Consider the following 15,735-nt stretch of genomic DNA (forward strand, 5'->3'; position numbering starts at 1 on the left):
CGCTAGTGATGAATAACCGATTCCCAACGGAAAACGCTTACACAAATTGCTACACTTTCTTATCCTCCCGCTAGCTTTTATTAAGCTATATGCTCCGACTGAACGCTCGCTCAATTTTATTCCAAACAAATCAATGAGCAAATTATCGTATAGAGGGATAGGCAACCCGTATCCCTCCAATATTATTACTATATTTGTAAAGCTAAGGTGGTATGATGCTTCCCTTTCAAAAAGATTACGAAACAAACGCTGTTTTTTCTCCACACACTGCCTTTTCTAATATTTCCGCTACATCATATGTTTTGACGGTATTTTCTACTTCTTTTGCCTTTGTTCCATCCGTTAGCATCGTTAAGCAATACGGACATCCAGAGCTAATCGTTGTTGGATTTACTTTTAATGCTTGCTCTGTGCGAGCAACATTGATTCGTTGACCCGTGTCCTCTTCCATCCACATTAATCCTCCACCGGCTCCACAGCACATACCATTTTCTCGATTTCGCGCCATTTCTACCAGTTTTACTCCTTGAATAGATTGAAGAATTTCACGTGGTGGATCATATACCTCGTTATATCGACCTAAGTAGCAGGAGTCATGGAAGGTAATGACTTCATTTACTGCATGCACTGGTTTTAGTCTGCCTTGTTTCACAAGCTCAGCAAGGATTTCCGTATGATGATATACTTCTGCCGTTAATCCAAAGTCAGGATATTCATTTTTAAAAATATTGTATGCGTGCGGATCAATCGTCACGATTTTTTTTACTTCATTTTTCTCAAACTCAGATATATTACTAGTAGCTAGCTCTTGGAATAAAAATTCGTTTCCTAATCGACGGGCGGTATCCCCAGAGTTTTTCTCCTTATTACCTAAAATTGCAAATGTAACACCAGCTTCATTTAAAAGCTTTGCAAAGGAAAGTGCGATTTTTTGACTGCGGCTATCAAAGGATCCCATTGATCCAACCCAGAAGAGATATTCAAATTCCTCGCCTTTTTTCTTCATTTCTTTCACTGTTGGAATATAAACATCCTCCCGGAGGCTGCGCCAATTTTCTTTTTCTTTACGATTTAACCCCCACGGATTACCTTGACGTTCAATGTTCTGCATTGCGCGCTGTGCATCTGGATTTACCTTACCTTCTGTTAATACAAGGTATCTGCGTAAGTCAATTATTTTGTCGACATGCTCATTCATTACAGGGCATTGATCCTCACAGTTACGACAGGTCGTACATGCCCAAATTTCTTCCTCCGTAATGACCTCGCCAATTAAGCTCTTCGAATACAATGCAGTTGCTGCCGTTTCCTGCACTCCTTCTCCAGCAGCTTGCATTGCCAATTGGTTTCCGGTCGTATTGGCGAATAAAAATCCTGGCACCCACGGTTGTTTACTTGTGACTGCTGCACCGTAATTAGTTAAGTGATCACGCATTTTCACGATTAAATCCATTGGAGATAACATTTTTCCTGTACCTGTTGCAGGACACATATTTGTGCACCGCCCACATTCGACACAGGCATATAAGTCTACTAGCTGTAGCTGGGAGAAATCATCAATTTTTCCAACGCCAAAGGATTCCTTCGTTTCATCTTCAAAATCAATCTTTTGTAGCTTCCCGACTTTATCTGTCCGATGTAAAAATACATTTGCTGGCCCTGCAATTAAATGGGCATGCTTCGATTGTGGGACATATACTAAGAAGGCTAACAAAGTGACTAAATGGAGCCACCAAGCGATGTAAAAGACCGAAATGCTTGCGACCTCGCCCATCCAGGAGAATCCGATTGCAATCAAGGAGGCTATTGGCTCGGTCCATACTGGCTGGTGGTCATGCCAATTCATTGCCATCCCATTCCCAAGTAAAACCGAAAGCATAAGGCTCCCGATAAAAATTAATACTAGCCCATTTTTCAAACCTCGCTTTAACCGGACAAGCTTTTCAATATAACGTCTATAAAACGCCCAGACTACTGCGACGAGAATAACAAAGGTGACGATTTCTTGAAAAAAGGTAAATGCCGGATACAATGGACCAAGCGGTAAATGGGAACCCGGAACTAAGCCTTTCCAAATAAAATCAATCGCTCCAAATTGTACAAGGATAAATCCATAAAAAAACATTACATGGATCGTGCCGCTTTTCTTATCCTTCAGCAATTTCTTCTGCCCAAAGACATTTATCCATATTTTTTGTAGCCTTTGTTTCATATCTTGTTTAAATGCTTCTTTTCTGCCTAGCTTTATATAAGCTATTCTTGTTCGTATAAGATGAACAAATAGTGAAATTGCGTAAGCGATTACAATTACTGTCGCAATTGCATTAACCCAAAGTAGACCTTGCCCCATATGTTTTCCCCTCCATCAAATCAGTAATTTCAAAGTGTACCCCTTATTTGTCTCCACTGAATATGACATTCCTTACGTTATTCCTATTATACAATAATGAATGAGCATTCAGTCAATATTTTTTATTAACTTTTTAAAAGATTCGTATAAAAGTATTTTTATTTACGCACAAACTGTTTTATTCTATTTTCTTTTCATTCCCCTTTGCATAACTATTTGGATACTGGAGAAAATATGAATTCAGAGATATAAAAAGGAGGAACCTCTTTTGCTGGTTCTCATTTGGATCGTACTTCTACTTATTATTTTTGTTTTTCTTCTGTTTCTTGATTTGTATTTAGGAAGAAAAAGTCATCTGCGCAGCGTAAAAACTCATTCATTTCCATTACGTCATAGTGATGTAGAAATAATAATTAAAGGACCACTGCTTTTTGATAGAATTTTCCAAGATATTGAACGGGCACAGCACCATATTCACATGCTGTTTTATATTTTTCGAGACGACTCCTTTGGACAAGAATTATTTTCACTGTTACAAAAAAAGGCAGCAGAAGGGGTAGAAATCCGAATTTTAATAGATTGGCTCGGTAGCATTGGCTTTCCTCGAAAGGTTATCAAGGATTTAAAACGGAAAGGAATTGATATTGCCTTCGGACATACGCCTAGCTTTCCTTATTTATTTTATAAGGTGCAAAGCCGAAACCATCGGAAAATTACCATAATTGATGGGCAGATTGGCTATCTTGGGGGTTTTAATGTTGGAAAGGAATATGTTGATAAGGATCCGAAGCTTAGCCCTTGGCGCGATTGTCATGTTCGGATCACTGGTGAAGGTGTAGAGGATTTGCAGCTGCAATTTTTAACTGATTGGACCGAAGCGACTAAAAGACCTCCTGAACATGCGGATCAGCTATATCCACCATTACAAAAGGGACGGATACAGCATCAATTCGTATCCTTTGAAGGGGTTGGTTTGGAGGATAAGGTTTGTCAATTATTACAAAATGCCAAGAAAAAGGTTATAATCGGTTCCCCGTATTTTATTCCTGGAAAAAAAGCATTTACAGCATTAAAACAGACCATTAAACGGGGAGTAGAGGTAACGCTTATCGTTCCAAAGGTGAGTGATCATTTATTAATTAAAGAGGCATCTTACCGCTATTTGCGGAAGCTTCTTTCGCTTGGGTGTGTAATCTATCAATATCGTGAAGGATTTTATCACGCGAAGGTATTTATTATTGACGATGAAACTTGTTCTATTGGGACCGCCAATTTCGATAAACGGAGCTTCTATTTTAATCATGAAATGAACAGTATTTTTTATGATTCCGAAATGGTCGATCATATGCTAAAAATTGCACATCTTGATATTTCAAAATCCAGCCGACTCCATAAAGAAGCATTAAATAAACCGAATGCTTTCGAAAAAGTAAAGGAATGGATTGCGTTATTAGTATCTCCGTTTTTATAAAGAGGAAAGAATGGATTTGATGGAAAAGCCTCCACAGACTGAAATTTATGGTAATAATTTTTGGCATAAAGACCAAAAAATGAGAGATGGATATCCATTCTCTCATTTTTTTAATTTTATTACATTTTTTCTGGTGCGTGTACCCCGATTAAAGATAGGGCATTTCTCAAGGTAATTTGTACCGATTTTACTAATGCTAGACGGACTTTTGATAATTCCATTTGTTCCTGATCTAATACTTTCACTGCATTATAAAAGCTGTGGAAAGTAGATGCTAAATCATGAATGTAATTAGTAATTCGATGTGGTGTTCTTTTTACTGCTGCTTCGACAATTGCTTGTGGAAATTCGCCTAGCTTTTTCAACAGCTCGAATTCTTTTTCTTCCCCAATTAAGGAAAGATCCTCATGATTCGTAAAGGAAATTCCTTGCTCTTCACTTTGGCGAAGAATGCTACAAATCCGTGCATGTGCATATTGTGCGTAATATACAGGATTTTCGTTCGATTGTGATACCGCTAAGTCTAAGTCGAAATCAAGATGGGTATCTGCACTTCTCATGGCAAAGAAATAACGTACCGCATCCAAGCCTACTTCTTCCACTAATTCCCGCATTGTCACAGCTTTACCTGTCCGCTTACTCATTTTCATTTTTTCGCCGTTTTTATATAAATGAACAAGCTGAATAATTTCTACCTCTAGATTGTTTGGATCAAATCCAAGTGCCTCCATCGCCGCCTTCATCCGAGGAATATAACCATGGTGGTCTGCACCCCAAATATTAATTACTTTGGAAAATCCTCTTTCAAATTTATCTTTATGATAGGCAATATCTGGTGTTAAGTATGTGTAGCTGCCATCTTGTTTTTTTAATACCCGGTCCTTGTCATCTCCGAATGGCGTTGTTCGTAACCATACCGCTCCATCCTGTTCATAAATATGACCGTTTTCCCGTAACACTTTTAGTGCTTCATCAATTTTGCCATTTTCATATAAAGAGGTTTCACTGTACCAAACGTCAAATGGTACACGGAAGTTTTCGAGATCGACTTTTAATTTTTCCATTTCATATTTCAAACCGTACGAACGGAAAAATTGATATCTTTCCTCTTCACTAGCATGGACATATTTATCGCCATGCGCTGCCGCAAGAGTTTTTCCGATTTGGATAATATCTTCCCCATAATAGCCATCTGCAGGCATTTCTTTTTCATGGCCTAAAGCTTGGAAATAACGCGCTTCTACCGATAATGCTAAATTATGAATTTGGTTTCCAGCATCATTAATATAATATTCGCGCGTTACATCGTAGCCTGCTGCTGCTAATACATTGGATAACGAATCTCCAACTGCTGCTCCACGTGCATGACCTAAATGTAGGTCCCCTGTTGGATTAGCCGAAACAAATTCGACTTGGATTTTTTCTTGTTGACCAAAATTCGTTTTCCCATATTGGTCACCACTGTCTAAAATAGTCGAAATTAATTCCGTTAAATAGTGATTGTCCATATAGAAATTAATAAAGCCAGGTCCTGCAATTTCCATTTTTTCAACATATACTTCGCTGCCATTAATATGGTTTATTATTTCTTCTGCAATTTGTCGAGGTGCCTTCTTTGCAACGCGTGCTAATTGCATGGCAATATTTGTAGAATAATCTCCATGTGCCTTGTCCTTTGGTGTTTCCAAAATAATCGAAGGGATTTGCGTTTCCTCAGCTAAATTTGCTTTCAATACTGCATTTTTTATTTCATTTTTAAGCTTCTGCTGTAGTGATGCTACAATGTTCATCCAATAGTATCCTCCTTAAATTTGAAAGACAGCTGGTAGGTGCCAACTTCCATTTGCTCCATAAATAAATAATATTTTATATCTAAAGTTCCTTGCTTCTGTTCACTATCCCATCGAAATTTTAACCTCTGGGTATTCGTTGTCAGCAATAAAGTACCAATATCTGTTTTGTAAGAACCACCTTTATCCTCATCTAAATGGAAGGCTAATCGCATATTGAGTGCACCTTTTCGGATAATTTGTGATCCACCTTGCTCGCTAAATTTGATTACTGTATGTACATTACCGGTTTCTAATACTTCATCGTAGATTAAATAACTCGTATTTCCCTTTTGATAATATTGACCAAATACAATTAATTCAAAAGTATCTAATTCTCCATTTTGTGTTATTTTTGTTTGTAGCTCTATTTTGACTGGAGTCCCAGCTGTTGTCACGTTCCCACATCCTTATGAAATAACAGTGAAGATTCTTGCAAAACCTATATTTTTCGGTCTTATTTCCAATCTCGTTTTCCATGCTTGTACTCACATTTATATAATATACCATTTTTTTATCATTTTAAGGAACATTTATTGTTTCGACAATACTATCATTAAAATCAACCTTTCGCTAATGAAAATTTGCTTACCTTTACATTCATTCTTTCGCCAAAGCTTGTCTGTAGGAAATTCCTTAACAGAACAAATGCTACTAAATGATAGCTTTCGTAACGGTCGTACAAAAAAAATAGCAACCGGTATGATGAACCGATTGCTCCTATTTAGTTTTGCGTTACTCTCCAATAATATCTTTTACAAATTTTGGCAAAACAAAGGCTGCAAAATGAAGCTCTTTTGTATAATATTTTGTTTCTAATTCCGTAAAGCGAGATTCGTCTACCTTTAAAGGATCATATTTTTTCGATCCTATCGTAAATGTCCATAAACCACTTGGGTATGTGGGAATATTTGCAGTATAAAGATGGGTGATTGGGAAAATTTCTTTTACATCCCGGAATACATTTTGAATTAAATCTGCTTTAAACCAAGGATTATCTGTTTGCGCAACAAAGATGCCATCTTCCTTTAAGGCTTTAGCGATTCCTGCATAAAATCCTTTCGTAAATAAATTGACTGCTGGCCCTACTGGCTCTGTCGAATCTACGATTATCACATCATATTCGTTTTCACTATTCGCTATATGCATAAATCCATCATCAACTTGTACATTAACGCGTGGATCGTCTAATTTCCCAGCAATTTCTGGTAGAAATTTTTTCGAGTACTCAATAACCTTTCCGTCAATATCTACTAGGACTGCCTTTTGGACGCTTGGATGCTTAATTACCTCCCGAATGACGCCACCATCGCCACCACCGACAACAAGTATTTTCTCCGGATGCGGATGGGTGAATAACGGTACGTGGGAAACCATTTCATGATAGACAAATTCATCGCGAACTGTCGTCATTACCATTCCATCTAATAAAAGCATATTACCCCATTCTTCTGTTTCCACCATATCTAGTTTTTGAAATTCGGTTTGTTCCGTATGTAAGGTTTGATTGACTCTTATAGTAATTCCAAAATGCTCGGTTTGTTTTTCGGTAAACCAAAGCTCGCTCATTTCATATCCCTCTTTCTATCACTTTTTTTTAGTATGCCCGATTTGATTCTTGTCTATCGGTTTTCCCTTGAAAAGATATTTACCTTTTGTATTTATTACAACATTTTTTTATGTTTTAGGTTTAAAGCTGTTTACTGTTTCCCATAATGGTAAGAAGGAGCCGTGCGAAATTTCATCTTTTGAGAATATACTTCATAAAGGAGGTTTGTCCTCTTGGAATTATCAACGAACCAACATTTTAAACAGACAGTAAAAATGGTCCGAGAACTTTTATTTTGGTGCAGCTGTGCCGTAATTTTACTGTTCCTTTGTGTTATCGGAATCTATACTGCCGCGCGGATTGCCGGCCCCCCTCCAATCGAAGTTCCCCAGTCATCGATTTATTATGCTGCGGATGAAACGATTATTGGCGAGAGTAATAGTGGTGGTGAAAAACGCTACTGGGTAAATCTCCAGGATATTTCCCCATTTTTAATTAATGCAACGATTGCAATTGAGGACCAACGATTTTATCGCCATATCGGCTTTGATGTGAAAAGAATTGCTGGGGCTATTGTTGCGGACATTAAAGCATTTGCAAAAGTACAAGGTGCTAGTACAATTTCTCAGCAATATGCGCGCAACTTATTTTTAAGTCCGGAAAAAACTTGGCAGCGCAAGTTAAAGGAAGCCTTTTATACGATTCGCTTGGAAGCAAATTATTCTAAGGAGGAAATTTTAGAAGGCTATTTAAATACGATTTATTATGGTCATGGAGCATACGGTGTAGAAGCTGCAAGTCAATATTATTTTGGCAAAAGTGCAAAGGACGTAACGTTAAGTGAGGCAGCACTATTAGCAGCAGCTCCAAAGGGACCAAGTAGCTTTTCTCCCTTCAATTCTTGGGAAAAAGCAAAGCACCGCCAGGAAGTTATTTTATCAGAAATGGTAAAGCAAGGATTTATTAGTGAAGATGCTGCCACTGAAGCAAAAAAGGCAGCGATTACATTAGTAGGAAATACAAATATGCAACAACGTAATATCGCTCCTTATTTTCAGGATGTGGTTCATGCACAATTAAAAAATGAGCTTGGTTTAGATGAACGAACCATCTCATTAGGTGGCTTACGTGTTTATACTACACTTAATCCAAATATGCAAAAAATTGCGGAGGAGACACTGGCAAATACAGTTGCTGAGGAGTCGCTTATCCAAGCAGCATTTATTGCTATGGATCCTAAAACCGGCTATGTTCAAGCGTTAATCGGTGGTCGAGATTATCAGGAAAGTAGCTATAACCGTGCCATCCAGGCATCTCGGCAGCCTGGATCAACAATAAAGCCAATTCTTTATTATGCCGCTCTTGAAAAGGGATTCACTCCAACTAGTAAGTTTCGCAGTGAAGAAACTACCTTTACATTTGACGACGGTAGAGAAGAATACACACCACAAAATTTCAACTATAAATACGCCAATGATGACATTACGATGGCACAAGCATTGGCATTATCCGATAATGTATTTGCCGTAAAAACCCATTTATATTTAGGTACCGAAACATTAGTAGCGTATGCTAAACGTTTTGGAATAGAGTCTAAGCAAGAACAAGTCCCATCTCTAGCATTAGGTACCTCTGGTGTACAAGTTGTGGAAATGGCCAATGCCTATAGCATGCTAGCCAATGGTGGAAAAAGCGTCGAGCCAATTTTTATTACGAAGGTTGTCGCTCGTGATGGTGAGGTTATTTATGAAAAAGAAGAACAGCATGAGCAGGTGCTTGATCCAGATACCACTTTCGTATTAACCCATATGATGACGGGAATATTTGATGATAGCTTAAACGGCTACGCAAATGTAACCGGGCATAATATTATTTCGAAAACAACCCGCCCATATGCAGGTAAGTCGGGATCTACCAACACCGATAGCTGGATGATTGGTTTTACACCTGATCTCGTTTCTGCTGTTTGGACTGGTTATGATAAAGGGAAAGCTATCACATTACCGACGGAAAAAACATATGCAAAGAATATTTGGGTGGATTTCATGGAAAAAGCCTTAAAGGATAAGCCAATTCGTCCATTTAAACCAACTAAAAATGTCGTTGGTGTCAATGTAAATCCAGAAAGTGGGTTACTTGCAACAGAGGATTGCCCAGTGAAACGCTATATGTATTTCATAAAAGGAACAGAGCCGACCGAATACTGTAGTGCACCTAACAATACGAACGAAACAACACCAGATCATACAGAACAACCAATAGAAAAAAATCAAGAGAAGCCTTGGTACAAGCGCATCTTTGATTGGTTATCAGAATAAGACTAACACTTCATCAAAAGAGCTTGGGGCATGGCAGGGAAGATTATCCCTGCTGTCCTCAAGCTCTTTTCCATTATTTATTCCGCACCTAAATCTTGTTTTAATTTATCACTAGAACGATCCCATATTCCACGATCATGATTTTTCAGAAAATCTGCAAGCACCGCTTTCGAGGATTCGTCCATATGCTCGACCATAATATGCCCTTTTAATGATTTATCCATTTTATTTACATGTTCTGGAAATGACTTATATCCACGACGAATGGAGCGATCTACTGTTAGCTCACATGCTGTCACCCCGTAATAAAATGGGCCAGATTCCTTCCGCTCAATAGTTACCCATACAAGCCAATATGGTTTGCCATTCGGGACTTCCTCTTTTGTTTTTAAAAATTTGATCCCTCGCTCTACCTGGCTTCGCGCATGCATCGCACCAATGTCAACAAATGCTGTCTTTTCCTGTACATCAACAAAAACAGGTGAAACATTTTCTAAATTCAGTACCCCAACACCGAATCCTTTATGGCCATCGGTTGGATCATTTTTAATAATATTAAAATTAACGGTTTTCTTCTCTTTTTCCTTATTTTCTTCCATCGATACAAAGACCTCCTTACCCATCTATGGAAATCAACTTACTAATTAAAATAGTAATCCTAAAAATCCCGATACAAGCTGAAAGATTATGTATACTCCTGTATCTAGTATTGGCCCAACTGTCATATTATATAGCGGGTCTACAACAACTAATATTAGAAAAATAATGAGCCCATATGTTTCAAATTGGGACATCTTTGCACGAACATCATTCGAAACTAAGTCTTGAATAATCCGGTACCCATCTAAAGGTGGCAATGGAAGTAAATTGAATACACAAAGAATGGCATTTAAATACATAAAGTAAAAGCTAAAATCATATAACATCTGACCTGCCGTACCACTAAGGCCGATTGCCAACGTAATCGATTGAAGGATTCCACCAATGAATGCCAATAATAAATTGCTCAGTGGACCTGCAATCGAAACAAGCACGCCAGCTAAGCGCGGATTTTTAAAATGATAACGGTTGACTGGGACAGGGCGAGCCCATCCAAAACCTGCAATTAATAGCAAAATCGTCCCAATCGGATCTAAATGAACCGCAGGATTTAATGTCAGTCTTCCTTGATTTTTTGCCGTAGGATCGCCAAATTTATAAGCGACATAGGCATGGGCAAATTCATGGACAGTAAAAGCGACAATTAAGGTGATAATTACGTACGGGAGGACATCTAAAGGAAATGCTAAAAAACTAAATAAAGTATCAAAAAACTCCATTTGGTTGCTCCTTTTCTTCTTGAAAGGTATGATTTGTATTTAATTATTATTCTACCATCTGACAGAAAACTGTTCATCTTTTTCCATGGCAAAATATTTTATCCATTCTTTCATTCCAATTCCTTTTTTATTATGTATGCGGTTATAATACTATTAGGTAATAGTCCCATGCTATTCCTCTATTAGGATACCATGAAAATGTGAGAATTTTCTAGTGAAAAGGAGAGGACAACAAATGCCATATGTGACAGTAAAAATGTTAGAAGGAAGAACCGAGGATCAAAAGAGAGCATTAGTCGAAAAGGTAACCGAAGCAGTAGTGGAAACAACTGGTGCCTCTGTAGAAAAGGTTGTTGTATTTATTGAAGAAATGCCAAAAAATCATTATGCAGTTGCAGGAAAGCGATTAAGCGATGAATAGTAGAAATTAATGGATGGATGGAAAAGAGGCTGGGACAAAAGTATTTTTATGTAAGAGAATCCGAACAAAGTTAAGTAGGTAAATTCGCTCCGGAAATATACTTCGCTTTCCGAATGATTGTTCGTCTTACATTTAAATATCAATTGTTATGTCCCAGCCTCTTTCATTTATTGCCATTCCGATCATTACTTCAATATTACTTCAATAGAATGGACTTCTCACAGCTTGCTATTTTTCTTAGCGATTGTAACATTAGATTCGCATATAAATTATTGAACTTGTAAACTAACTTTTTCCTTTAAGGAATCAATGTACGCAAATGCTTGGTCAATTTCTTCGCGTGTATATTTTTGCTTACTTTTCACTTGAGAAATTTTATCGTACACTTGCTCCTTTGGTAATGTATCAAAATATAATACGGTAGAAACAAGCTCCAAAAAACGAGAACTTTGCTCATTCATATCTGTTAAACATTCATTAAGCTTCGGATGATGAACTTCTTCATCAAACATATGAATGAAATCCTCTCCATTTTCCGTTACCGTATAGCGATATTGGTAATAGCCACCCTTTTTTTCTTTTATTTCATTAATCAAACCCATATTGACTAATTCCTCTAATTGAAGGGTAAGTTCTTCAGAATAGGGACCATAAAAGTGGAACTGAAATTTCTCTTGGAATGGAAATGCTAATTTTTTAGCAATATATATCATCTTTTGAAATTTTTTCCGCCCTATGATTTCACCTGAGGATTGGATGGCATGTAAAATTTTTGCATGTTCCAAAAGCATAAAATGTCATCTCCTACTTTCAAACAATGAAATTATACCGACTTTTAACAGGAAGGTAAAGATACCTTATCTTATTCCCAGTAATTGGCGGATTTGTCGTTTAATATTTTTCTTTGATGTTTCATCGTATAATATATCCGCTGGAAAATATAACTTATGATCGGTTCTTCGTTTTCCACTAATTGCTTCTACTATTTCAGACTCTCTTGAAAGCTCACGGATTTCTCCATTAGGCATTAGTAATTGAATCGGAAGCCGTTCTTCTTCCTCTCCTGGTCGATAGAAATCATAGGGAAGATCAGAAGAAGAATCTAGTACTAAATAATATTCTGGATCAATACCAGCCTTTTTGAACAGTGCCGAAAGATCTATAAATTTTCTATACTCTTTCGCAGGATCAAACTCAACATACTTAAATAAATGGCGATCCATAAATCTTCTACATAGATCCCGCAATATAGGATCATCTTCCTCTTGCCATACTTGGAAATAATATAAAACAACCGCTTCATCTAAATTTAAATAGTCTTGCAGTGTCAATTCATTTTTAAACATAGAATAGAAATGACGAGGTTCATATTTAAATTGATAAAATTGTTCATATAATTCTTTTGCACGGTGGAGAATTTTCGTTAAAACTACTTCGCCACTTCTTGTTACAGGGTGGAAATATACTTGCCAGTACATTTGATAACGACTCATAATATAGTCCTCTACTGCATGCATCCCACTCTTTTTAATCACCACTTGATCTTCTCGCGGACGCATAACACGAAGAATCCGTTCCATATCAAAGTGACCATAGCTGACCCCTGTAAAATAGGCATCTCGTAATAAATAATCCATCCGGTCAGCATCAATCTGACTCGATATAAGGCTAACTACTAGTTTTTCATCCGAAGTTTTCGCAATAACCTCTGCTACTTGCTTTGGAAAATTCGGATGTACAGCGGAAAGCACTTGATTGACTTCGGTATTTCCTAAAATTATTTGTTGGGAAAATTGCTCATGGTCTAGATGAAACACTTTTTCAAAAGAATGAGAAAATGGACCATGTCCTAAATCATGTAAGAGTGCCGCACAAAGTGATAATAAACGATTGGATTCATTCCATTCACTCCGTCCAATAAATACATCGTCTACAATTCTTCGGACAATTTCATATACACCCAAGGAGTGATTCAAGCGGCTATGTTCTGCTCCGTGAAATGTTAGGAATGTCGTTCCTAGTTGCTTAATTCTTCTTAAGCGTTGGAATTCCTTCGTACCGATCAAATCCCAAATGACACGGTCACGAACATGTACATACCGATGAACAGGGTCTTTAAATACTTTTTCTTCTCTCAATTTTTCCGTTGCGTAAGCCATTCTTTACCCTCTTCCTACCTAGCATGTTTCCATTATATCGATTTTCTTTACTAGTTTCACCAAAATTATGACAAAAAATTTCATATTTCGTTTATAACCGACATTTTCCAGTTCTTTCTTATTTAATAACTTTTACAAGATAGGTAGCGTTATATGTGAATATTTCGATATTTTATAAAAAAATTTAATAAAAACTATTATCCTTTTATCTCTTATTGTATAAAACAAAGAAAAACTGTCCATGCTAGTACTAAACCTAGATAGTACAAATACCTAATGAAACCTATTAGAAATTATTACTTTATGTTTGGGAGTTGAGATTATGAAAGTACGTCAAGATGCGTGGACAGATGAAAATGATTTATTATTAGCGGAAACTGTACTGCGCCATGTTCGAGAAGGCAGTACACAATTAAATGCATTTGAAGAGGTTGGTGACAAGCTTAATCGAACAAGTGCAGCTTGCGGTTTTCGTTGGAATGCAGTAGTTCGTCATCAATACGAAAAAGCATTACAGTTAGCAAAAAAACAAAGAAAACAAAGACAGAGATTATTAGGGAAAGATCATGGCGGAAAGAAAAAGTTACTTTATCAACCACCAGTACCTTCAGTGGAGGATATTGAAGTAACAACAGAGTTTTCATCCGAAGTAATTGGGGATTTAATGAATGTTGGGGAAGTTTCACAAGCAAGTGCTGGAGAAGCTCCTGTACAAGTAACGAAACAAGAACAGACAATGGTGACCAATCCGGTAATGAACCAATATTCCAATCAACATCAGGCTTTATCTTTAGACCAAGTCATTCATTTCTTACAAAACTTAAATCATTCCAATCTGCAAGCTAGTGTTTATAAAAGTGAGAATGAAAGATTAAAACGCGAAATTATCGACCTACGTAAACAGAAGGAAGAATTGGAAGAAAAAGTAGCAGAGCTAGAGAAAAATTCTATGACTATGCAAGAGGATTATGAAACATTAGTGAAAATTATGAACCGTGCAAGAAAACTAGTGTTGTTTGATGAAGAGGAGAAACCAGCACCAACTACGTTTAAAATGGATAGGAATGGAAACCTAGAAAAAGTAGCAGAATAGAATCTAGTGTTTCTAGCAAACCAATAGTTTTCATTAATTTGTCGGTATCTCAGATGCAATGAAATCCGTAAACAAACGATTTGTTACTAGCATTCCTACCATGCCATACAGATTGGCAACAACCAATTGATTTTATAATACAAAAGCTTGCTCATGCGTTGTCATGGCAAGCTTTTTATATGAATTCCGATTAAGGTAACCATTTTTCATTTCGTTCCAAAACTCGTGCATAATAATGCTGATACATTTGTAGCTCCTCTGTAGTAAGCTCACTATTATAGAACTTTCCATTGCTTACTTTCTGTAAAACTTGTAAAAATCGCAGCATTGACTGTTGAATGGTTAGTTCTACTCCTGTTAGCTCTGACAAGGATGCCATCACTTCAGGTCGCACCTTTGGATACTCAAATTTTGTCGGTTCCTTTTGCAAGGCACGTTGATAAAATTCTCGTATTATTTCTGCGCGCTTACTTCCGCTTCCTGATACACATAAATAGATTTGTACGGCAACACCTTTTTTCACTCGTCGTTGCGAAATTCCCGCAAATTTTTTCCCGTCGATGCTTAAGTCATAGCTTCCCGGACAATAGGAACCATGTATTTCACGAGCCTCTATTTTATTTGTTAAATCCGCAAACATCATTTGCACAAACTGATACATTGCTTCATATCCACGGTTAATATCGATACCCTTTTCATTTTCCGGAAAAATCAAGGTAATATTCAATACCCCTTCATCAACTAAAACAGCTAGTCCACCGGAAGTACGAACAATATAGTCATAGCCCTGTTGTCCTAGCCATTGTATGCCATCTTGTAAGTGCGGGAGGCGAACATCCTGAATACCTAGTATGACGGAATCATAATGTACCCATGTGCGGGCAACGGCAGGAGATTGTCCGGTTCCAATTGCTTCACATAGTGTATCGTCCATTGCAAAGGATTGAATTGGATGAAACATCGGACCAAGACTCGATTGATCGATGATTCTCCACTCCTCTTGCTCAAGTAGGGAGAGCATTTCCTCCATGCTGTAGTCTCCTTTAATCATTTTCTTTTAAACCTATTATATTATACTTCCATCATTTCTAAAAAAAACACGAAATAATAGGAAAAAGATATTCGTGCAGTATATTATATAAACTACTAAGCAGTCTATTTCTACAGTTTATTTTTATATAAAGTGTTGCAATTTAGGTATATCCAGGAGACTGAATACACTTCGT

Annotated in this window: 13 protein-coding genes; 4 read left to right on the forward strand and 9 right to left on the reverse strand. The window is 37.2% G+C overall.

Going from position 1 to position 15,735, the window contains the following annotated elements; translation table 11 throughout:
• Nucleotides 1-235: 235 nt before the first annotated feature.
• Complete coding sequence (locus OEV98_RS07165) at nucleotides 236-2,350, reverse strand: heterodisulfide reductase-related iron-sulfur binding cluster (RefSeq protein ID WP_263072544.1); 2,115 nt, start codon at nucleotides 2,348-2,350, stop codon at nucleotides 236-238.
• A gap of 268 nt (nucleotides 2,351-2,618) precedes the next feature.
• Between OEV98_RS07165 and cls the strand changes: the two genes are divergently transcribed.
• Nucleotides 2,619-3,821 carry a cardiolipin synthase gene (gene cls / locus OEV98_RS07170; protein WP_263072545.1) on the forward strand — a complete coding sequence of 401 codons (1,203 nt, stop codon included), beginning with the start codon at nucleotides 2,619-2,621 and terminating at the stop codon, nucleotides 3,819-3,821.
• Between the two features lie 119 nt (nucleotides 3,822-3,940).
• Here the strand turns inward: cls and argS are convergent, their stop codons facing one another.
• From argS to speE, 3 genes are all read right to left on the reverse strand, one after another.
• Nucleotides 3,941-5,611 (reverse strand): arginine--tRNA ligase, encoded by a 1,671-nt coding sequence (gene argS, locus OEV98_RS07175; protein ID WP_263072546.1) that lies wholly within the window; start codon nucleotides 5,609-5,611, stop codon nucleotides 3,941-3,943.
• The gene (locus tag OEV98_RS07180; RefSeq protein ID WP_263072547.1) at nucleotides 5,608-6,048 is read right to left on the reverse strand and encodes a DUF1934 domain-containing protein; all 441 of its coding nucleotides are present in this window, start codon (nucleotides 6,046-6,048) and stop codon (nucleotides 5,608-5,610) included. The genes argS and OEV98_RS07180 overlap by 4 nt, the downstream gene beginning before the upstream one ends.
• Before the next feature lie 337 nt (nucleotides 6,049-6,385).
• Complete coding sequence (gene speE / locus OEV98_RS07185; protein WP_263072548.1) at nucleotides 6,386-7,219, reverse strand: spermidine synthase; 834 nt, start codon at nucleotides 7,217-7,219, stop codon at nucleotides 6,386-6,388.
• A gap of 213 nt (nucleotides 7,220-7,432) precedes the next feature.
• On the opposite strand from speE, the gene OEV98_RS07190 reads away from it, so the two are divergent.
• Nucleotides 7,433-9,517: a transglycosylase domain-containing protein gene (locus tag OEV98_RS07190; protein ID WP_263072549.1), complete on the forward strand. Its 2,085-nt coding sequence runs from the start codon at nucleotides 7,433-7,435 to the stop codon at nucleotides 9,515-9,517.
• Nucleotides 9,518-9,594: 77 nt separating this feature from the next.
• Here the strand turns inward: OEV98_RS07190 and OEV98_RS07195 are convergent, their stop codons facing one another.
• Together OEV98_RS07195 and OEV98_RS07200 are read right to left on the reverse strand one after the other, a co-directional pair.
• A complete protein-coding gene (locus OEV98_RS07195; RefSeq protein WP_263072550.1) occupies nucleotides 9,595-10,116 on the reverse strand; it encodes a YwhD family protein in 522 nt (173 codons plus the stop codon).
• Nucleotides 10,117-10,161: 45 nt separating this feature from the next.
• Complete coding sequence (locus OEV98_RS07200; RefSeq protein WP_263072551.1) at nucleotides 10,162-10,836, reverse strand: site-2 protease family protein; 675 nt, start codon at nucleotides 10,834-10,836, stop codon at nucleotides 10,162-10,164.
• A gap of 214 nt (nucleotides 10,837-11,050) precedes the next feature.
• Here OEV98_RS07200 and OEV98_RS07205 point away from each other — a divergent pair, with 214 nt between their 5' ends.
• Nucleotides 11,051-11,257 carry a 2-hydroxymuconate tautomerase gene (locus OEV98_RS07205; protein ID WP_263072552.1) on the forward strand — a complete coding sequence of 69 codons (207 nt, stop codon included), beginning with the start codon at nucleotides 11,051-11,053 and terminating at the stop codon, nucleotides 11,255-11,257.
• Between the two features lie 269 nt (nucleotides 11,258-11,526).
• On the opposite strand, the gene OEV98_RS07210 is transcribed toward OEV98_RS07205, so the two are convergent.
• Both OEV98_RS07210 and OEV98_RS07215 read right to left on the reverse strand, forming a co-directional pair.
• Complete coding sequence (locus tag OEV98_RS07210) at nucleotides 11,527-12,048, reverse strand: YwgA family protein (RefSeq protein ID WP_263072553.1); 522 nt, start codon at nucleotides 12,046-12,048, stop codon at nucleotides 11,527-11,529.
• A 66-nt stretch (nucleotides 12,049-12,114) separates the two neighbouring features.
• A complete protein-coding gene (locus tag OEV98_RS07215) occupies nucleotides 12,115-13,416 on the reverse strand; it encodes an HD domain-containing protein (protein ID WP_263072554.1) in 1,302 nt (433 codons plus the stop codon).
• 322 nt (nucleotides 13,417-13,738) lie between these two features.
• Here OEV98_RS07215 and OEV98_RS07220 point away from each other — a divergent pair, with 322 nt between their 5' ends.
• A complete protein-coding gene (locus OEV98_RS07220) occupies nucleotides 13,739-14,509 on the forward strand; it encodes an RsfA family transcriptional regulator (protein ID WP_317633793.1) in 771 nt (256 codons plus the stop codon).
• A gap of 190 nt (nucleotides 14,510-14,699) precedes the next feature.
• Here OEV98_RS07220 and OEV98_RS07225 read toward each other — a convergent pair whose 3' ends face one another.
• Entirely contained in the window at nucleotides 14,700-15,539 is an 840-nt protein-coding gene (locus OEV98_RS07225) for a lipoate--protein ligase family protein (protein WP_263072555.1), read from the reverse strand.
• Between the last annotated feature and the right edge of the window lie 196 nt (nucleotides 15,540-15,735).

The organism is Perspicuibacillus lycopersici (assembly GCF_025660475.1).
Lineage (GTDB): Bacteria > Bacillota > Bacilli > Bacillales > Caldibacillaceae > Perspicuibacillus > Perspicuibacillus lycopersici.

What these genes read in the sequence shown, in the direction of transcription:
- OEV98_RS07165 (WP_263072544.1), bottom strand. Translation starts at nt 2,350, where the DNA reads ATGGGGCAAGGTCTACTTTGGGTTAATGCAATTGCGACAGTAATTGTA.
- argS (WP_263072546.1), bottom strand. Translation starts at nt 5,611, where the DNA reads ATGAACATTGTAGCATCACTACAGCAGAAGCTTAAAAATGAAATAAAA.
- speE (WP_263072548.1), bottom strand. Translation starts at nt 7,219, where the DNA reads ATGAGCGAGCTTTGGTTTACCGAAAAACAAACCGAGCATTTTGGAATT.
- OEV98_RS07195 (WP_263072550.1), bottom strand. Translation starts at nt 10,116, where the DNA reads ATGGAAGAAAATAAGGAAAAAGAGAAGAAAACCGTTAATTTTAATATT.
- OEV98_RS07200 (WP_263072551.1), bottom strand. Translation starts at nt 10,836, where the DNA reads ATGGAGTTTTTTGATACTTTATTTAGTTTTTTAGCATTTCCTTTAGAT.
- OEV98_RS07210 (WP_263072553.1), bottom strand. Translation starts at nt 12,048, where the DNA reads ATGCTTTTGGAACATGCAAAAATTTTACATGCCATCCAATCCTCAGGT.
- OEV98_RS07215 (WP_263072554.1), bottom strand. Translation starts at nt 13,416, where the DNA reads ATGGCTTACGCAACGGAAAAATTGAGAGAAGAAAAAGTATTTAAAGAC.
- OEV98_RS07220 (WP_317633793.1), top strand. Translation starts at nt 13,739, where the DNA reads ATGAAAGTACGTCAAGATGCGTGGACAGATGAAAATGATTTATTATTA.
- OEV98_RS07225 (WP_263072555.1), bottom strand. Translation starts at nt 15,539, where the DNA reads ATGGAGGAAATGCTCTCCCTACTTGAGCAAGAGGAGTGGAGAATCATC.